This is a genomic window from uncultured Clostridium sp. (assembly GCF_900547735.1).
GTDB lineage: Bacteria > Bacillota > Clostridia > Lachnospirales > Lachnospiraceae > Otoolea.
On record NZ_URHZ01000009.1, the window covers coordinates 51,793 to 70,059 of the forward strand.

Below are 18,267 nucleotides of genomic sequence, written 5' to 3' on the forward strand. Positions count from 1 at the left end.
TTTTTGATAAATTTTATCTTATACTTTTATGTGGTAAATTATGATGTGCCGAAAAAACTCACGGTTGACGGAGAAGAAGAGGCAGCCGAAGAGACTACGCCCTGCAGCTTCCCATCCGCGCCGACCGCATAAATATCGGTCCTGTGGCTGTCGTGAAACGCCACTGCCATAAAGCGCCCATCCGGTGAAAGGCCGAACGCCCTACCGCCGTCCGGCGTGTTAAGTGTCTGAATCAGCATCAGTTTTCCGCTTGTTTCATCAATTTCATACACATTGATTACATTCACGATCCGCAGCATATCATAGAGAATTTTTCCGTTTCCGCTGATACAGATATCGGACTGGGAGAGGGCATCACGGGGCGGAGCATCATATCCCTCCGGCAGCGTGGAAATTGTTTCAATCTGCTCAAGTTTTCCCTGGTCACTGTACCGGAATGACGACAGAATTGTCTCCGACTCTTTATTGACATACAGATAAGGGCGTAATGGATGAAATACGGCGTAGCGGGGCGCGGATCCGGCCGACCTGAGATATGGCGTTCCCTCGCAGGGAACCATTTTCCTATTCTCATAATCAATCCGGAACATGTAAATCTGATCTCCGCCCTTATCACAGACCGCATACAGATTTTTTCCCGGCGCTTTCACAATGGAATGAGCGTGGGCGCTGTGCTGAAAGAACTTCGGTCCCGAACCTTCCAGGCGGAAAATGTGGACCGGTTCTCCGATACTCCCATCCCCGTTCAGAGGAAAGAGCGCCACGGAGGACTCGTCGTGTGATACCTTCAGATGATACCGCCCAAAGGCGTCCTTCTCCGTGGAAGTGGCGGTTGTCCTGCCCCCGTGATTCGTCACAAGCAGATATTTTGAATCTTCATCCGTTGTCAGATACGACGGTTTTGCACCGTAGGACGGTCTGCTGCCAATGAGCTTTAAACCGCCGTTACCGGGACTGATTGCAAAAGCAAACAGCCTGCCGCCGCCTCCTCCCGGCAGTCCCGGATAGTCCTGTACCTCATCCGTACAGTAAAGAATCTTCCGTTTTCCGTCTATATGAGTGCAGCCGATGCAGAGCTTCATCGGCTCCAGTTCGTTTCCCAGGTTTCTAAGGGCGCCCGTTTCCGCATCAAAACAGCAGACGGCCATACCGCTTCCCTCCCCCGGTTTCCGGTTGCCGATATAAAAAAATGTTTTATCCATATTCCTCCTTTTCCGACAGATCGATATAGCGGCAGAATCCGGGTGCAGCCGCTCAGCGTCATATTCCCCCATAAGCCATCGGGCCCGGAGTCCGCTTTGCAAACCCCGAACCCGATATAAAAGTTCTCTGTCCTATATGAATCTGTGTCTGAAGCTTTATCCGGCGGCTCTTTCAGCTTGCCATAAAGTTGAAAATATCGTACATGCCGAACAGGCCGAGCACCATTGTGAGAACCAGCATGGCAACTGCCAGGACGATCATCCTCGGAATCATTGCCTCTCTCAGTTCATCCGGCGCCAGGCCGACCAGCATGGAACCGGCCGTCGAGAACGGTGAGAAACCTGTGGCGTTGGAACCGAACAGAATTGCGGAATAAAGTCCCACCGGATTCAGTCCGGTTGCCGCGGCCAGAGGCGGCACAAGGGGGTACATTAGCGGCAGAACTACGCTCCACGTACTTGAGAAAATACTCAGGATGCCCGCAATCAGGCAGAGGAACGGACCGACCAGGAACTTCGGAACGCTGCTGCCGAAGAGTCCTTCAATCACTTCCACCATACCCGCCGATTTGGCAATCTCCATCAGGAAGCAGACACCTGCCACCAGCAGGATTGTATTCATCGGCAGCCTCTTGATAACCTCTTTTGTGTCCGCCAGTTTCATTACACTGGCAATCATGGCAAAGATTAAGAAGATAGAATGAGGCTGGCATACGAGAATCAGATTTTGTATCATCGGGCTCTCAAATTTAAACCATGTGTTGAGCATGTTTGGTATTACAAGGATCAGGAAAGACAGAATGATAAGGACAAATGTCTTCTTCTGAACCGGGTTGAAATCTTCCGGTTTTTCGATTTCAATATTTTTTGCACTGAACGACTGAACTTCTCCCGCTGCCTTTTTCTTCCTTGCCGCAAGCCAGTTAAAGAAGAAGTAGCAGACGGCCATGGTCACGCACTGTTTTACCAGTGTTGTACAGTAGTTTGCCGTTGCGGTCCTGACCGCGATCTCGGTTGCCACTCCGTTGTTCTCAACAAAACCTATCATCTGTACGCCCATTCCGGTCCAGGGATTGTAGGTTCCGACCGTATAGCCGAGGCTGACGGCGCAGACCGTCATCAGAGGATCCATTCCAATCTGAAGGCCGATTGCATAGCTGATCGGGGCAATCAGGACCTGAGACGCCGTACCGGCTCCCAGGAAAGCCAGAATCGCGGTGATAATAAACATAACCCACGGAATCAGTTTCAGGTTATTCCTGAAACGGTACAAAAGCTTTTTGCCAAATACGAGCAGCGCGCCGTTTTCCGAGGCAAATTCGAAGAAAAGGCTGCAGGCCAGCAGGAAGAACACCAGATTATCCGGCCAGTATTTGTAAATTGTCGCTGCCTTCTCCCCCTGGAGCACACAGCCGATGATGAATGCAAACGCCATTGCTGCGATACCCATGTTGACCCTCCACATGTTGTAGGCAACGATGACTAAAATAATTGCGATTAAACACGCCCATAATACTATCGTATTGCTCATTTGTAACCTCCCCCTGTTCTTTCAGGTTAAATGACTGCGTAATTAAAGAGCCCTGTCATATTCCGTTCTGGAAACAAGTTTTACAATGAAATCGGATTTAGTATGTACGACTCCGTCCTGATTTTCTCCCCAAACCTTAACTTCCACAAGATGTTCCCCGTTTTCAATAAATTTTCTTGCAACTTTCCCCTTAACGTATGTCATGTCCCCAAAGAATACCATACGTCTGTCCTGGGAATCCATGGATTTAACAAAAGCGTCGTCTCCCATCCAGTCCGTAATTCCGTGAACCAGCATCATCTCATTCTGGGCGCCTGCCGAGTTTGCATACGGATAGCCGAAAATGTGAGCCGCATGATCCGTATAGTGCCAGTCACGGCGGAGAATATGCTCATTTGTCTCAGGATCCTTCGGGTGATGCTGAAGGTGTTCCCTCATCACAGCCCATTTGATGGCATATGCATATGGATAGCAGCTTACCATGGTGCGGGCGCAGGCATCGGCCACATCCATCGGCCCTTTGATAACGGTTGGGATTTCTTCTCCTTCCACCACGTCCTCCCAGTAACGGATGTTGGCGCCGCGTCGGTTCTTGCCTGCAAGCTGGTCGTCGTATGCCTGATGGATCATCTCCAGCTCCTCGTCACTGTAAAAATGTCTCTGCTTATCCTGGTACATCTTTGCTTCTTTTACCTTTTTACCGCGTTTTCCCGGAGGTGTAGCCATGTAGATGTTGCGGTGCGTTTCGATCGCCACCACCTCATCCCTCTGATTGATATAATAACGCGGAACGCTCTCAATGAACATACGGTACGGTTTATCTGTCACCTGTTTTTCTACAAATCCTGCATATTTGTCATAGATCGAGAAGCTGTCTCCCGGACGGATTGGCTTAAAGTATTCATGCTTGCTGCCTCCGGCCAGACGTGAAATCCCGGGCACCCTCAGACGGCCGCCAAAGGAGGATCCGAATGCGATGCATGTTTCAAATGTCGGAGGGGCGATAAAGCCTCCCCAGCGCGTGCTTGCAATATAGGACGGATCGCGCCAGAACGGGCTCGGATCGCCGATAGCGTCCGCGTAGTGGCGGATTAAATCTTCGGTAATCACCTTATAGTTGATTCCTCTTACATACTCGTCGTCCATGATGGCGTGGGACGGAGGCGGAAGCATAACCTCTCCCCTTCCTTCGTTAAACTTTGCAATGTGTTCGTCCAGCGTCCTGTTCCACTCTTCATCACTCAGATGATCCCAATCAAACGCAGCATCAAATTTTGCCATTTTCTTCTCCTTTCAGAATACCTCCGCATTTTGCGGTATCAGTTTTTATCATTTTTACCAGATGATTTTTTCCTCTTCCAGCCTCTGTCTCTCCTCCTTAGGAATTCCCAGAAGGCCGCCGAAAATTTCATCGTTGCTCTCTCCCATTGACGGGCCCGCTTTATAAATCCTTGCCGGTGTCTCGGAAAATTTCCACACCGCGTTCATGACCACCTGTCTGCCGAGTGTGGGATGTTCCACCTCCGTAAACATATTTCTGGCTTTTGTATGAGGATCCGCGAGGATTTCCTCTGCATCAAAGGACGGCATCGCCGCCACCCCGGCCGCCTGAAGCAGTTCCATCAGTTCGTAATGCGTATAGGCCGCGGTCCATTCCTCCATATGACGGTCCAGCTCCCGCCGGTGTTCATACCGGCCGTACATGCCGTCATAATCACGGTTCTTTGCCCACTCCGGATCTCCCATCGCGCTCCGAAGGGACTGCCACTCTTCATCGGAGGCCACCGCGATGCTGATCCATTTATCCTCGCCCTTGCAGCGGTAGCAGTTGTGGGGAGCCATAATATCGTCCCGGTTGCCCCGGCGGTACGGTGAGCGGCCGTTCATCGTGTAATCCATCAGCTCCGGACCGATGAGGGAACTCATGCACTCGGACGAGGACAGGTCAATGTACTGGCCTTTTCCCGTATTCTGCCTGTGAATCAGGGCCGTAATTAAGATAAACGCAGCCATGGTCCCGACCCTCATATCCTGGACGCCGCTCATGACGTTCGGCGCACCGTCCTCATATCCGGTCAGGTAGGCAAGTCCCCCGAAGGATGCGAAAATCGGTGCAAATCCGGCATAACTGCGGTATGGCCCGGTAGAGCCAAAACCGGAGGATTCTATCATGATGATATCCGGTTTGACCGCCGCCAGCTCCCGGTAGCCCAGCCCTAGTTTCTCCATCTTGCCGGGGCGCATATTGGCAACGACAATATCACAATGCTCCACGATTTTCTTTGCAAGCTCTGCGCCCTCCGGTTTTGTCAGATCCAGGGAAACTCCCTTCTTATTCAGGTTGGCATTGTTAAAGGTGGGAGAATTGTCAAGACCGTTAAAATTGTCGGCGTCCATGACCGTGCCTTTTCGTGTCTGGTCGATACGTCCGCGGCTCTCTATCTTGATTACCTCCGCTCCCAGATAGGAGAGAAGGGATGCCGCATAAGGCCCCGCCCAAACCCAACTGAAATCAGCGACTCTTATTCCTTTTAAAGCATCTTTAAACATCTTTTATCTCCCCCATCTCCGTTTGCCGTCATTGGTATTTCGTTGTATCCGGTTCTTACCAGATAATCTGCTCTTCTTCCAGCTTTTTTATCTCCTCTTCCTGCATTCCCAGCAGGTTTTCAAACACATCGTAATTGTCCTCGCCTAAGAGCGGCCCCGGCTTACGGATTCTGGCAGGCGTTTCCGAAAGTTTCCATGCCGGACTCATGACTACCTGTTTTCCAAGAGCGGGATGATCCACCTCTGTGAACAGGTTCCTTTCCTTCGTATGGGGATCCTTCAGAATCTCTTCCGCATCAAAGGAAGGCATTGCCGCAACTCCCACCCCCTGGAGCAGTTCCATCAGTTCATAGTGGGTATAATTTACCGTCCACTCCGTCATATGGGCATCGAGCTCTTTTCCGTGCTGCCGGCGGCTGTATACGCTTGCATATTCTTCCGCCTTAGCCCAGTCCGGATCTCCCATGGCCCGGCGAAGGGCATCCCACTCCTCATCCGTTGCCACCGCGATGCTGATCCATTTGTCTTCGCCCTTGCAGCGGTAGCAGTTGTGCGGAGCCATGACGGCATCCTGGTTGCCGCAGCGGAACGGTGATCTCTTATTCATCGTATATTCCATCAGTTCAGGACCCACGAGGGCGCTCAGGCACTCCGACGAAGAAAGGTCGATATACTGGCCTTTTCCCGTCTTCTGTCTGTTGACCAGAGCTGTGATAAGGATAAATGCGGCCATGGTCCCGGCTCTCATATCCTGGACGCCGCTCATAACGTTCGGCGCGCCGTCCTCATATCCGGTCAGATAGGCAAGACCTCCGAAGGATGCAAAAATCGGTGCAAATCCGGCATAGCCGCGGTACGGGCCCGTGCATCCGAATCCCGAAGATTCCAGCATAATGACATCGGGTTTCACTTTTATCAAATCATGGTATCCCAGTCCCAGTTTATCCATCTTCCCCGGACGCATATTGGCGACGACGATGTCGCACTCCGCAACGAGCCGCCTTGCCAGTTCGGCGCCCCCGGGCTTTGTGATATCAATCGACACGCCCTGTTTATTCAGGTTCGCATTGTTAAAGGTCGGGGAAGAATCATAACCGTTAAAGCTGTCACCGTTCATGATGGAACCCTTACGTGTCTGGTCCACACGGCCCCGGCTCTCGATTTTGATTACTTCGGCGCCCATATAGGAGAGGAGTGAAGTCGCATAAGGACCTGCCCAGACCCAGCTGAAATCAGCAATTCTTATTCCCTTTAAAGCATCTTTAAACATCTCTTGGTCCTCCTCCCTTTAAATGACACCGGCTTCTTTAAACTTCACCAGGTCACCCTTTGTATAGCCAAGGCGGCTGCAGTAAATTTCTTCGTTGTGCTGTCCCAGAAGCGGGGCGCCGTGGTTGCCGCTGACCCTGATATCGGAGAATTTGTACGGCATTCCCGGATATTCAAGTTTCCCCGCCGCCGGATGATCAATCTCTTCAAAGAACCCGCGGGCCTTTGTCTGAGGCGAGTTGTATACCTGCTCCGCGGAACAGATAGGCGCGCATGCCGTGCCCTGAGCCTGTATCTTGAAGAACAGCTCCTCGGTGTCGTACTTTTTAGCCTCTTCCCTCAGGTAAACCTTGAGTTCTTCAAAATGGGCGTCTCTGTCCTTCTGGTCGATAAACGGTTCCTTCTGAGCCCATTCCGGATTGCCAAGAGCCTCCACAATGCCTCTCCACTGTTTTTCCGGATAGAGCACCACGATGATGTAGCCGCCGTCCCTGCACTGAAGCAGCGTGTCCCGCACGCGGTTTACACCGACGCGTGAAGGGCTCTTGCCCATCATGTAGTAGCGGACAATATTCATTTTTTCCAGAGCCATCATGCCTTCCTGTTTGGAAATGTCGATGTACTGTCCTGTTCCGCCCGCATTTCTCCAGAAAAGGGCTCCCATAATACTGACCGCCGCATAGACGCCGACGTCGCTCTCCCCGACATAACCGCCGCCCTTGATTGGCTCTCTGTCTGCGTTCGGTGAAGCGGCCGGAAGAACATAGCCGGCTCCGCTTGCATGATATGTATTCAGATAATAGGCCTTGTAATCACGGTACGGGCCATACTGTCCAAACGGAGTAATGGATACCATGATCAGGGACGGATTCAACTGTTTCAGGACCTCATAATTCAGTCCCAGCCGCTCCATCTCCCCCGGTTTTGTGTCTTCCACCAGAATGTCTGCCCCGGCCGCCAGTTTTTTAAATATACCGCGCCCCTCGGGAGATTCCAGATTCAGGGTTACCCCCAGCTTGTTTGTGTTGTGGTAGAGATAAAGTCCCGAAAGTTCCGGGTCGGGATTGTCGTTCAAATACGGCCCCCTTCTCCTTGCGTCGTCGCCTTCCGGTCTTTCGACCTTGATAACCTCGGCTCCGAGATCGGCAAGCAGCTTTGTACAAAAAGGCCCTGAAATAAAATTACAATACTCCATCACCTTCACTCCGCTAAGCGGTCCTACTGCCATTCAACTCACTCCTTTCCATTTCCCTCACTTTTTATTTGGTTCCATGATTTGCGGTTTTATTTTTTCAAAATTTCTATTTTACGCAATTCATTTCTGTATAACAGAATATTATCATGTTTATTTTTTCTTGTATACGGTTGTAATCGACAAAAAACAGAATTAATTTTTGTGCAATATAACTAACATTGTTAGTTATATGACATTTTTTTGCCTGGTATAATCGGGTTAAATTATACCAGGCCTGGAACATTCTTTTTTTTCATCGGCCGCCGGTCAACGGCGAATCTCCTGCCTTCAGGCTCTTTAAGAACCGGAACGCCGTTGTCACCGCTATTGTGCAGGCGGCCAGCTCTGCGATAGGAGTTGCGCGAGCCACGCCGTAGAGCGGCCAGATTCTGTTGAGTGCAAACATCAGGGGTACGTCCAGAATTCCCTTTCGCAGCATGGATATCAACGTGGCTTTAGCCTTTCTGGCCGTGGCCTGGAAAAGCATCATAAACGTCATAGTCGCCGCGGCAAGCGGCATAGCCAGGCAGATTGTCTTCACAAAGTATCTGCCGAACCGGACCGTCTCGGCGTCGTCTATGAAAAAGCCTACAAAAATACCGCCAAACAGGAATGATATACACATACAGACGGAAGCAAAACCAACAGCCAGTCCGGCGGCGCTCAGAATGGACTTTTTCATCCGTTTAAAATCACCCGCCGTGTGGTTATAGGCAATCAACGGAAGCGCTCCCTGTGTAATTCCGGTAGAGACGCGGAACGATAGCATATTGATTTTCTTGGCAATGCCCATTCCGGCCACTGCCGCGGAGCTCTCCCCCGAAATCAGGTTGTTGACCACGGCGTTGGAAAAGCTGGAAAGCATCGTCATTAAAAAAGACGGCAGCCCGATTGACAGCACATCCCCCGGTATCTGGTTTCCAAACGAGACATCGCGCGGATCCAGCGACAGCACCGACGTTTTTCTGTGACGGATGATATAGATGATAAAATAGATGGTTGCACTCAGATTCGACAGCATTGTTGCGATGGCCGCCCCTGCAACCTCGCAGCCCTTCGGCAGAATCACAAACATAAAAAGCGGATCCAGGGCGATATTGAGAATTCCTCCCATGGATACGCCGAAACTTGCCTCCTTCGAAGCGCCCTCCGAACGCACCAGATGCGCCAGCAGAGGATTCAGGACCGTAGGCAGGCCTCCTATGATGCAGGTCCAGAACATATAAGTGTAGCAGTATTCGATTGTCCCGTTCCCTGCCCCTAAAAGTCTCAGGAATGAGCCGCTGAACAAGAACAGCAGCACCGAATACACGAGGACAAACATCACGCCTCCCCAGACGGAAAAAGCCGATGTCTGCCGCGCCTTCTTAAAATTTTCCGCCCCCAGGCACCGGGCAATCAGACTGGAGCCGCCGATTCCGAACAGATTGGCCATCCCCGTCATCAGCAGAAGCAGCGTCATACAGATAGAGGCGGCGGCAACCATATCCGGATTGTCCGTCCGCCCAATATAATAGGTGTCGGCCAGGTTATAGACAACCGAAATAATCTGGCTGAGCACGGTCGGCACAGCCAGTGTAAGTACGGAACTGATTTCCGGCATCTCGACAAAAACCTTCCGTTCCCTCTCATTAAGTTGTTGTTTCATAACGTCCCCCTCTGTTCTTGCCGGCTGCCCATTTACCCCCGGATCTCCTGCTCCTCCAAACGGTGGAGCCAGTCAGCGTAGCCTTTCACCAGGAAACGGAAGCTTTCCTCAGAATGAATATTTTTACCCGTAAAATACCCTGCCGCTTCAAGCAGGGCAAAACCGTGCAGGGCGCTCCTGAAACAGCGTGAAAAATGCACATTTTCCTCATCCTGGATCTGATATTGACAGACAACGTTTCTGATTGCCAGCATGCTTTCCCTGCCGACTTCGATCGTGCCGTCTCCCTGATCCAGCACAGGCATGCCGATAATCGCTTTGTATAATTCCTGATTTTCCTTCACAAATCCGCGGTATGCATAAGCCAGGGCCATGACGGCCTCGTCGCGCGTCTTTCCTTCAACCGCACGGGCCAGGCTGCCGTTGAGCCTGGAAGCAGCCAGCTTTCCGACCTCACGGTTAATATCTTCAACTCCGTTCACATGGTTGTACAGTGACGCCGCCTTCACATCCATCCTCAAAGCCAGCTCACGCACCGAAAAATTGCCGTATCCCTTCTCCTCAACCAACTGCAGAGCAGTATCAACGATCATCTCTATTGTCAAACCTTTACCCTTCATATCCTGGTGTTCTCCTTAAACTAACATTGTTAGTTTAATTGTATACCGCTGCTTTCCGTTTGTCAATATGAATTCAAAATAACTCTGCCCCGCGCATTCAGGGCAGAGTAAGCCTTATATCTCCGTTAGTTACTGTTCACTCCGTGCCCAGTAACACGCTGCGCGATGCACAGAAACGACAAAAAACACCTCGCGGAATATTACCTGTGAACAGTAACCTCCGTTAACTTTTCCACCTGCTCGAGCATTACCTCCGTCTCATCCAAAATCAGTCCTATCTTTTCCTTTGTAATATAATCGTAGTGAATCCCGCACGCCACCGTCACAGGGCAGCCCCAGACCTCAAACAGAGCCTGAGCCCACCGGGCGCTGACTGCGCTTTCCCTGTGGCCGTCCTCCTCCATGGTATGAAGACCGTCGGCACTGCAGATACTGACGGCGCCAATATGGGTTTTCATTCCGCCCACAAGGAGAATATGTATGCCCTGATTCAGCACCGAAATTTCTGCAGTGATCGGATAATTGAGAACTGTCTGCCTGTATGTAACCCTTTTCATAATGCGACATCCTCTCCGCCTAATCTGCGTTTTTCGTCCAATCTGTCCTCTTCTCCCCGTCTGCCCTCTTTTCCAAATCTGTCCTCTTCTCCCAGCCTGCCTTCTCTTCCCAATCTGCACTCTTCTCCCCAACGGCAGAAATGCTCCGGCTCAATGCCGAACTGATCCAGCACCTTCCCCGCGATATGCGCCGTGCAGGCCTCCACCGAATCAGGATGGTTATAGTAACTGAGCACCGGCGGAATAACCACCGCTCCCATCCGGCTGATCTCGTACAGATTTCTCAAATGGATCGTGCTGAGAGGAGTTTCCCGGGCCACCAGCACCAGTTTTCTTCTCTCTTTTATCGTTACGTCGGCCGCCCTGAGGAGGAGATTGTCGCTGTATCCGCTGACAATCCCCGCCACTGTTTTCATACTGCACGGCACTACAATCATTCCGGCGGTACGGAACGTTCCGCTGGCTATGGCTGCTCCGATGTTACTGTTATCGTAAACTACATCGGCCATGGCATTCAGTTCCTTCCGGGTCAGATTTGTCTCCTGGCCCAGTGTCATTTCAGCGCCTCTCGTATATACGAGGTGCGTTTCAATCTCCGAGTGATGAAGCTGCCTCAGAATCTCCACGGCTATCGGGACGCCGGAGGCTCCGCTGATGCCGATTACCAGTCTAGTTTTACCCATTTTTCCGGATTCACCTCCATAAACTGTGACCGCACAAAATGTTCTTTTAAGTGGAAGGGCACGGTGCAGTCGAAAATAACCTTGCAGGATATGCCCCTGTCTGAAATCGACGGGCTGTAATACGGCTGGGCGCTTGGATCCAGCGGATGGCAGCGTACGCCCGGCAGGAAAATGGTATCCACATCTCCCTGGTATCTCGTATTCATTGCCCACATCACATCGTCGGAATCAAAAATGTCTACATCCTCGTCTACCAGAATCACGTGTTTCAATTCGGAAAAAGCGCTGAATGCCAGAATAGCCGCCTGTCTCTGACGTCCTTCATCACTGGCCATGCTCTTTTTAATCTGCATGACGGCCATATATTTACCGCCTCCCGACGGATGGCAGTATACATTCTGAAGACGGCCGGGCATTGCGCGCTCCACCAGGTCGTAAATACTGGCCTCCGTGCAGATTCCCGCCATATTTACATGCTCCATGCTCGGGCCGATGCAGGTCTGCATAACCGGATGTTTCCGGTGTGTCACGGCCTTCACCTTAATCATCCAGCACTGGTCGCTGGCCCCTCCGGTATAACCCGGGAATTCCGGCATGGCATAACCCGTATGGCTGTTCTGATCCTCCTGAACGCGGCGGTTTGGCAGCACCTCCCCTTCAATTACATATTCCGCATTTGCGATTGCCAGCTCGGAAACGGTTTTGCACCTGCACATCTTTACCGCAGACTCCCGAAGCGCGCCTGCGATGGAGAGCTCATTGTAACCGAGCGGCGTTGTCGGCGGCTCAAAGCAGGAGGTAATCTCAATCGCCGGATCCACGCCGATGCTGACGGAAATCGGCAGCGTCTGCCCCAGTTCCTCCGCCCGCACGGCCATTGCACCGATGTGCCTTGCTCCGGGAGTAAAGAAAATGGAAAGCTCATCTTTTCCCTGAATGCAGAGCCTGTGGATCGTCACATCCCCAATCCCGGTATCGGGATGGCTGGCATAACACATGCCGAGGGTAATATAAGGTCCGGCATCCACCGGTGTGTTGGTCGGCGCCGGAACTAACCGGTTCAAATCAAAACCGGGTTCCGAGGCCAGATGCACTACCTCCTGGCAGGGTGCCTCCTCCACCGTCACCGGCTGAATCGGACGGCTCACACACTCGCATAAAAGTTTCGGAAGATTTTCCGGCTCACATCCCAGAAGCGTCCCCACCCTTTTCCTGCTGCCGAGGACGCCGATTGCAACCCTGGCATCGTCAAAGCCCTTAACCTTGTTAAATATCATCGCCGGCCCATTCACCCTCGTCGGCCTTTGCACCGTTCCTCCGGCTCCAATATGGCGGTACACACCCGATAATTCCGCCATCGGATCCGCTTCCACATCCGTTTCCACCAACTGTCCCGGTATCTCCTTCAAAACCTGGAGCGCTGTCCTCAAATCCAGGATCTCTGTCCGATTGTCCATCTTGATTCTCTCCTTTACATGAAACCGCTTATTCTTAATCCCATTTTACAGTTACCTGTGAACCGTAACTTTTATATAACCACTGTCTCTATTATATTATTGGAAGGGATTGACAAGCAATTCTGATTCAAGTATGATCAATTCCATAATCGAATTGATATATACTGCGGCCGATTATGGGACTTATAAGGGAAACAGTTCCGTTTCATTGATAAGGGGGAATTGATATGAATATCGAATATATCCGTGAGTTTGTAATCCTGGCCGAAACCAGGAATTTTAATGAGACGGCCGAGCGCCTGTTTATGACGCAGAGCACGATTTCCAAACACTTAAAACAGGTAGAAACGGAGCTTGGGACACCGCTCTTTACGCGGACCAGCAGAAGTGTAAAACTCAATGAAGCGGGAACACTCTTTCTCCCCTATGCGCGCCGAATCCTGGACACCCAGTATGAATATACAACCGCACTCAACAACCATCTTGGAAACCTCTCCTCCTCGCTCACAATCGGTTCCCTTCCCGTCATGGCCCAGTACCGGATCACGGACGTCATCGCCCGTTTCAATCAGGAAAACAGAAATATTTCCCTGCATGTGCTGGAAGCGGAGGCCTCCGAACTGATACCGCTCCTGGACGAGGGAACATGCGAACTGGCCTTTACACGGGAATCTCCGGATCTGAATGACAACTTTATCCGGATTCCCTACTCCACGGACCGGCTGATTGCACTGCTGCCCTCCTCCCACCCGCTCTCTGCATCACGGCAGACGCCGCTTTCACTGGATCTGCTCCGTAACGAGCCGCTGCTTTTCATCAAGGAGAAAACCTTTCTCTATGAGCTGTGCATCCGCGCCTGTGAACAGGCCGGTTTTACCCCCAACGTAGTATTCTCAAGCCACCGGATTGAAAATATCATTGATCTGGTCAGAAAAGAGATGGGGATTGCACTGCTGATGGAAAAACAGATTATGAGTTTTAATCTTCCGGAAAATGCGTTTACGGTTGCCTCGGTCACGCCCGATGTTACCAGCCAGGTTTCACTGATTTACAGGAAAGATCGGAAATTGTCGGCGGCTGGGCAGCATTTTCTGAGATGTGTGGAGGCGGAAAAATAAGCCGGCTCTCACTCGTCTGCCATCCTGAAGCCGGCGTCTTTCTTGTGAGCACATTCTTACTATTTTTCCTCCGCCGTGCTAGAATAAGAGAAATGCGGATACTCTTTAAAATTTCAAAACATTATTAAAAACATTATTTCAAGGAGGTATTTAAATGAACCTTTTTAATTCCCCGCTTCAAATTGCAAACCTGACACTGCCCAACCGGCTCGTTATGCCTCCGATGGCAACGGCTAAATCGGGAGATGATGGGAAGGTTACCCGGGAGCTGTGCGAATATTATGAGGAAAAGTCGCACGGCGGACATATCGGCCTGATTATTACGGAACACAGCTTTGTAAGTCCGGAGGGAAAAGCCGGCAGTGGACAGCTTTCCATAACCGATGACAGCGATATTCCCGGTTTAAGGGAGCTGGTATCCGTGATTCACCGGAATAATACGAAAGTCATGGCTCAAATTAATCATGCGGGAGGGGCCGCAAAAAGAGAGGTTACCGGTCGTGAGGCTATAAGCGCCGGGGCTGTTCTGATGCCCAGGGCTGCGGCCGGATCTCCGCTGCCCCGGGAGATGACGGCCGCAGACATACGGAGGGTCACCGATGATTTTGCCCGCGCCGCCGGAAGGGCGAAGGAGGCCGGGTTTGACGGTGTGGAAATCCACTCGGCCCACGGGTATCTTCTGAACCAGTTTTTCTCCCCTCTCACCAACCGCCGCACGGATTCCTACGGCGCTTCTTCACTCGACGGAAGAATCCGGTTCCATCTTGAAGTCATTGAGGCCGTCCGCCATGTGGTTGGAACCGCTTACCCCCTTGCGCTGCGTCTCGGAGCGTGTGATTATATGGAGGGCGGTACCACAATAGAAGACAGCGTATCTGCCGCAATAGAATTTGAGAAGGCCGGAATTGATTTGCTGGATATCTCCGGCGGTTTTTGCGGATATGTGCGTCCCGGCTCGAAGGAACAGGGCTATTTCAATGAGCTGACCGGGGCCATAAAAAAATCCGTCTCCATTCCCGTGATACTGACAGGCGGGATTGTGGACGTGGAAGCAGCCGAGCGTTTATTGGAGCAGAATAAAGCAGATTTGATTGGAGTAGGGAGAGCAATCCTTAAGGACTCCACCTGGGTGGAAAAGGCAATGCTGGCTCATGATTGAAATTTCCTGTACGGATGCTGCAGCAGTTTTCCCGCTGTCCATGCAGAGCACTGCGATCATAAAGAGCACTGGAATTCCTGTTTTACAAGGTTTCCGGTGCTCTTTTACGTCTTCATCTCTGTTCTGACATCTTCAATTACAGTTCCGTTCCTTACCAGCCGGACCTATCTTCCGGCAAGGCAGTCCGCCAGCGCCCCCAGGGACGTAATCTGCTTGTCCAGTCCCAGTTCTTCGACTATATCGCAGACAAAGGGCCTTTTTAACATACTTTCATTCAACAGTTCCCCATCCCCGAATATCTGCCCGGGATCCGCCGCTCTCAGAAGGTTTTTATGGGCCATGACAAAGACGGTTTCAAAATTGTTGACTACAAATTCCATGTCGTGGGTGATCGTAATCATTGTCTTCCCTTTTTTCTTCAATACCTCCATCATGTTTTCAAGCGTCCTGATTCCGTGAAGGTCCTGCCCCGCGGTCGGTTCGTCCAGAATGACGATATCCGTATCCATCGCAAGAACCGACGCGATTGTGACAAACTTCCGGATGGACAGCGGCAGGTTATAGGGATTTTCTTCAAGCTCTCCGGAAAGGCCCACAAGCTCCGCCGCAAACTTTACCAGTTCCTCCGTCTTCCCGGCATCGTAGCCCAGGACGCCGGGGCCGAAACGGATTTCCGCTCCCACCGTATTGTGGAAAATCTGATCATCCGGGTTCTGGAACACGTAACCGGCTTTTCTGGACAGCTTCGCCGCCGTAAAATCCCTGGTGTCCATACCGTCCACAAGAACGGTTCCCTCCGTCGGTTTCAAAAGGCCGTTCATCATCTTGACCGTCGTCGTCTTTCCTGCACCGTTCTGCCCTACTATTGCTATATTCTGCCCTTTTTCTATCGCGAAGTCCACGTGCTCAATGGCCGTAAACCCATTCGGGTACGAAAAGCTGACATTTTTAAATTCAATCAGAGCCATAGCCGCTTCCTCCTTATTCCCGCACCAGCGTTTTCAAAAATCCCATCATCTGTTTCCTGCTTATGAAGTATTCCGTTTCAATACCGCGTTTCTTAAGTTCCTCCGAAAGAAGGACGGACGGAGGCATGTCAATCCCATGATCCTTTAACGTGATGTCCGACAGTACTTTCTCCTTCGGACCGCTCGTCAGCAGCCTGCCGTTTTTAAGGGCAATGACTTCGTCCGCATATTCCGCAATCAGTTCGATTTTATGCTCCACGAGAATGATGGTCTTTCCCATTTCCTTCATCCGGCTGATTATGTCGAATACCCTCTCCGTCTCCTGCGGATCGAGCTGGGAAGTGGGTTCATCGATGACCATGATATCCGGCTCCAGCACAATCACCGAAGCCAGGGCCACTCTCTGCTGCTGTCCGCCCGACAGCTCGAACGGATTCTTGTCGGCAAAGGCCGCCGTATTCGTCATCTCCAGCACACGGTCCACTCTTTTTCTTATCTCGTCCGGAGCCACCCCGAACTTTTCCAGACCGTAGGCAATCTCCTCGTATACATTATCACGCGCCCCTGTTATCTGGTTAAACGGATTCTGGAAAATGTAACCCATCTTCGGCGCCAGCTCCGCCAGGGAAAACTCACTTAAGTTCTTTCCCTGCAGTTTCACTTCCCCTTTTATGTCCCCCTGGAAAAACTGAGGGATAAATCCCCTGATAATATTGCAGAGTGTCGTTTTTCCGCTTCCGTTGGCGCCCAGAATGGCGTAGAATTTCCCTTTATCAAAAGAGAGCGTTACATCCTCAATGCTGGGTTTGTCCGCCAGCGGATAGGTATAGGTTACATTCTGAAGGTCTATATAAGCCATAATGCGATCCTCCCTGCAATCCCGATGACCAGTACAGCATGCATAAGGAGCACCACTTTCCTGTCAAGAGGGGTTTCAAATATGTCGTAAAGATGCGTTGCCTTTGTCTCGATGGAGAACCCTCTGGCTTCCAGCGTCAGGGCTCTCTCCTCCATCCCCTGGATCGAGCTGAGGACAAGTGGGACAAGGGTCGGGATAAATACCTTGGCCCTGGTGATGAAGTTTCCTTCCGTCTCCACACCTCTGGCCCTCTGGGCGTTCATAATCACCTGTGAACGTTTTTTCATGACAGGCACCATCTGAAGCGTGGACAAAATGACATAGGAGGCCTTGGAGCTCAGTCCTTTTTTCTCAAGCGTCAGCACAAAATCGCGTTCCGTTGTCACCGCAAAGTACCAGATCAGCGCGCCGCCCACACAGAGAAGCGTGAAGCCCAGTCTGAGGGCGAAGAACAGTCCCTCCTTCTTGGCGCTGAATATCCAGAAGGTAAACAGGATATCGCTCTCATTCGGATAGAAAAACAACTGAATCAGCAAAAGGATGATAAACAGGATGCCCACGGAGTTTCTGACCCGCTTTGCAAAGATTCCCCAAACGCCGCTGCATGCCGCCAGTATATTAATCAGGATAAAAACACCTATTTTTGAAACGAATCCCGGCAAAAGCAGGGCCAGAACCGCCATCACAACCGCTATGTAAAATTTAGTGAGCGGATAGAGAGCCGCTATTTTATTTTTCTTAGATTCGGACGCCTGCATACTTTTCACCTTTCCTTATTTCTTTTCTACAAAGTTGTTGCCAAAACGGAATTTCGTCAGGGAACGGGCCGGGATTGCCTTGATAATTACATAGGCAACAAACACGGATAATACCTTTCCGATTGTTTCCGTCACAATGTATACGGAGAGTACCGACTGCATGATTTTCTTTCCCGTCGCCATGAGTCCCGCCGCCAGCATGGAAGCGCCGCCGCCCGTGGCTCCGCCGAAGAAGAATACCGTGATGGGGGTTGCAATAATCGTGGCAACCACTGCGATAACGAGGCCGGACACCACCAGTTTCCAGATTTTATTCATCATGTTGTATTTGGAAAGAAGACCTGCCGCAATACCGATTGCAAATGCACAGATTGCGTACGGAATCAGATCCGGGCTGAAAATGCCGTTAATCAGGTTGGTCAGAACACCGGTCACCGCCGCCGGAAGCGGCCCTGCCAAAGCGCCTACCAGAATTACGCCTATCATATCGAGATCCAGCGGCAGCTTTAAGATAGATGTCATCTGTCCCCCCACTATGTTGATTGCGATTGCAATCGGGATCAGTAAGATTACCATTAATGAAAAGTCTTTTCCCATTTTTTCTTTCATGCTCATTTGTATTTCCTCCTCTTTTTATGCACTTTCGTACTGCAT

General features: G+C 51.1%; 17 protein-coding genes. 2 read left to right on the forward strand and 15 right to left on the reverse strand.

Features of this window, described 5'->3' with window-relative positions; all coding sequences use genetic code 11:
- Positions 1-38: 38 nt before the first annotated feature.
- The 11 genes from QZT18_RS04575 to QZT18_RS04625 form a co-directional block, all read right to left on the reverse strand.
- The gene (locus tag QZT18_RS04575) at positions 39-1,202 is read right to left on the reverse strand and encodes a beta-propeller fold lactonase family protein (protein ID WP_294145043.1); all 1,164 of its coding nucleotides are present in this window, start codon (positions 1,200-1,202) and stop codon (positions 39-41) included.
- Between the two features lie 172 nt (positions 1,203-1,374).
- Entirely contained in the window at positions 1,375-2,733 is a 1,359-nt protein-coding gene (locus QZT18_RS04580; RefSeq protein WP_294145045.1) for an SLC13 family permease, read from the reverse strand.
- 42 nt (positions 2,734-2,775) lie between these two features.
- Positions 2,776-4,014: a MaoC family dehydratase N-terminal domain-containing protein gene (locus QZT18_RS04585; protein ID WP_294145046.1), complete on the reverse strand. Its 1,239-nt coding sequence runs from the start codon at positions 4,012-4,014 to the stop codon at positions 2,776-2,778.
- 54 nt (positions 4,015-4,068) lie between these two features.
- Positions 4,069-5,283 carry a CaiB/BaiF CoA-transferase family protein gene (locus QZT18_RS04590; RefSeq protein ID WP_294145048.1) on the reverse strand — a complete coding sequence of 405 codons (1,215 nt, stop codon included), beginning with the start codon at positions 5,281-5,283 and terminating at the stop codon, positions 4,069-4,071.
- A gap of 55 nt (positions 5,284-5,338) precedes the next feature.
- Positions 5,339-6,553, reverse strand: coding sequence for a CaiB/BaiF CoA-transferase family protein (locus QZT18_RS04595; RefSeq protein WP_294145050.1), 1,215 nt, complete (start codon positions 6,551-6,553; stop codon positions 5,339-5,341).
- An 18-nt stretch (positions 6,554-6,571) separates the two neighbouring features.
- Positions 6,572-7,780, reverse strand: coding sequence for a CaiB/BaiF CoA-transferase family protein (locus QZT18_RS04600; protein WP_294145051.1), 1,209 nt, complete (start codon positions 7,778-7,780; stop codon positions 6,572-6,574).
- Between the two features lie 259 nt (positions 7,781-8,039).
- Complete coding sequence (locus QZT18_RS04605; protein WP_294145053.1) at positions 8,040-9,434, reverse strand: MATE family efflux transporter; 1,395 nt, start codon at positions 9,432-9,434, stop codon at positions 8,040-8,042.
- Positions 9,435-9,466: 32 nt separating this feature from the next.
- On the reverse strand, positions 9,467-10,054 hold the full coding sequence (locus QZT18_RS04610; protein WP_294145055.1) for a TetR/AcrR family transcriptional regulator: 588 nt from the start codon (positions 10,052-10,054) through the stop codon (positions 9,467-9,469).
- Between the two features lie 200 nt (positions 10,055-10,254).
- Entirely contained in the window at positions 10,255-10,611 is a 357-nt protein-coding gene (locus tag QZT18_RS04615) for a hypothetical protein (RefSeq protein ID WP_294145057.1), read from the reverse strand.
- Complete coding sequence (locus QZT18_RS04620) at positions 10,608-11,294, reverse strand: UbiX family flavin prenyltransferase (protein ID WP_366925795.1); 687 nt, start codon at positions 11,292-11,294, stop codon at positions 10,608-10,610. The genes QZT18_RS04615 and QZT18_RS04620 overlap by 4 nt, the downstream gene beginning before the upstream one ends.
- Positions 11,273-12,751 (reverse strand): UbiD family decarboxylase, encoded by a 1,479-nt coding sequence (locus QZT18_RS04625; RefSeq protein ID WP_294145058.1) that lies wholly within the window; start codon positions 12,749-12,751, stop codon positions 11,273-11,275. The genes QZT18_RS04620 and QZT18_RS04625 overlap by 22 nt, the downstream gene beginning before the upstream one ends.
- 227 nt (positions 12,752-12,978) lie before the next feature.
- Here QZT18_RS04625 and QZT18_RS04630 point away from each other — a divergent pair, with 227 nt between their 5' ends.
- Together QZT18_RS04630 and QZT18_RS04635 are read left to right on the forward strand one after the other, a co-directional pair.
- Positions 12,979-13,869, forward strand: coding sequence for a LysR family transcriptional regulator (locus QZT18_RS04630; protein WP_294145060.1), 891 nt, complete (start codon positions 12,979-12,981; stop codon positions 13,867-13,869).
- A 154-nt stretch (positions 13,870-14,023) separates the two neighbouring features.
- The gene (locus QZT18_RS04635; RefSeq protein ID WP_294145063.1) at positions 14,024-15,028 is read left to right on the forward strand and encodes an NADH:flavin oxidoreductase; all 1,005 of its coding nucleotides are present in this window, start codon (positions 14,024-14,026) and stop codon (positions 15,026-15,028) included.
- A 164-nt stretch (positions 15,029-15,192) separates the two neighbouring features.
- Here QZT18_RS04635 and QZT18_RS04640 read toward each other — a convergent pair whose 3' ends face one another.
- From QZT18_RS04640 to QZT18_RS04655, 4 genes are read right to left on the reverse strand one after another with little or no spacing between them, the layout of a single operon-like run.
- Entirely contained in the window at positions 15,193-15,996 is an 804-nt protein-coding gene (locus QZT18_RS04640; RefSeq protein WP_294145065.1) for an energy-coupling factor ABC transporter ATP-binding protein, read from the reverse strand.
- 13 nt (positions 15,997-16,009) lie between these two features.
- Positions 16,010-16,855: an energy-coupling factor ABC transporter ATP-binding protein gene (locus QZT18_RS04645; protein WP_294145067.1), complete on the reverse strand. Its 846-nt coding sequence runs from the start codon at positions 16,853-16,855 to the stop codon at positions 16,010-16,012.
- Positions 16,843-17,613: an energy-coupling factor transporter transmembrane component T gene (locus QZT18_RS04650; RefSeq protein ID WP_125144246.1), complete on the reverse strand. Its 771-nt coding sequence runs from the start codon at positions 17,611-17,613 to the stop codon at positions 16,843-16,845. The genes QZT18_RS04645 and QZT18_RS04650 overlap by 13 nt, the downstream gene beginning before the upstream one ends.
- Before the next feature lie 15 nt (positions 17,614-17,628).
- Positions 17,629-18,228 (reverse strand): ECF transporter S component, encoded by a 600-nt coding sequence (locus tag QZT18_RS04655; RefSeq protein WP_243125536.1) that lies wholly within the window; start codon positions 18,226-18,228, stop codon positions 17,629-17,631.
- Between the last annotated feature and the right edge of the window lie 39 nt (positions 18,229-18,267).

What these genes read in the sequence shown, in the direction of transcription:
- QZT18_RS04575 (WP_294145043.1), bottom strand. Translation starts at nt 1,202, where the DNA reads ATGGATAAAACATTTTTTTATATCGGCAACCGGAAACCGGGGGAGGGA.
- QZT18_RS04580 (WP_294145045.1), bottom strand. Translation starts at nt 2,733, where the DNA reads ATGAGCAATACGATAGTATTATGGGCGTGTTTAATCGCAATTATTTTA.
- QZT18_RS04585 (WP_294145046.1), bottom strand. Translation starts at nt 4,014, where the DNA reads ATGGCAAAATTTGATGCTGCGTTTGATTGGGATCATCTGAGTGATGAA.
- QZT18_RS04590 (WP_294145048.1), bottom strand. Translation starts at nt 5,283, where the DNA reads ATGTTTAAAGATGCTTTAAAAGGAATAAGAGTCGCTGATTTCAGTTGG.
- QZT18_RS04595 (WP_294145050.1), bottom strand. Translation starts at nt 6,553, where the DNA reads ATGTTTAAAGATGCTTTAAAGGGAATAAGAATTGCTGATTTCAGCTGG.
- QZT18_RS04600 (WP_294145051.1), bottom strand. Translation starts at nt 7,780, where the DNA reads ATGGCAGTAGGACCGCTTAGCGGAGTGAAGGTGATGGAGTATTGTAAT.
- QZT18_RS04605 (WP_294145053.1), bottom strand. Translation starts at nt 9,434, where the DNA reads ATGAAACAACAACTTAATGAGAGGGAACGGAAGGTTTTTGTCGAGATG.
- QZT18_RS04610 (WP_294145055.1), bottom strand. Translation starts at nt 10,054, where the DNA reads ATGAAGGGTAAAGGTTTGACAATAGAGATGATCGTTGATACTGCTCTG.
- QZT18_RS04615 (WP_294145057.1), bottom strand. Translation starts at nt 10,611, where the DNA reads ATGAAAAGGGTTACATACAGGCAGACAGTTCTCAATTATCCGATCACT.
- QZT18_RS04620 (WP_366925795.1), bottom strand. Translation starts at nt 11,294, where the DNA reads ATGGGTAAAACTAGACTGGTAATCGGCATCAGCGGAGCCTCCGGCGTC.
- QZT18_RS04625 (WP_294145058.1), bottom strand. Translation starts at nt 12,751, where the DNA reads ATGGACAATCGGACAGAGATCCTGGATTTGAGGACAGCGCTCCAGGTT.
- QZT18_RS04630 (WP_294145060.1), top strand. Translation starts at nt 12,979, where the DNA reads ATGAATATCGAATATATCCGTGAGTTTGTAATCCTGGCCGAAACCAGG.
- QZT18_RS04635 (WP_294145063.1), top strand. Translation starts at nt 14,024, where the DNA reads ATGAACCTTTTTAATTCCCCGCTTCAAATTGCAAACCTGACACTGCCC.
- QZT18_RS04640 (WP_294145065.1), bottom strand. Translation starts at nt 15,996, where the DNA reads ATGGCTCTGATTGAATTTAAAAATGTCAGCTTTTCGTACCCGAATGGG.
- QZT18_RS04645 (WP_294145067.1), bottom strand. Translation starts at nt 16,855, where the DNA reads ATGGCTTATATAGACCTTCAGAATGTAACCTATACCTATCCGCTGGCG.
- QZT18_RS04650 (WP_125144246.1), bottom strand. Translation starts at nt 17,613, where the DNA reads ATGCAGGCGTCCGAATCTAAGAAAAATAAAATAGCGGCTCTCTATCCG.
- QZT18_RS04655 (WP_243125536.1), bottom strand. Translation starts at nt 18,228, where the DNA reads ATGAGCATGAAAGAAAAAATGGGAAAAGACTTTTCATTAATGGTAATC.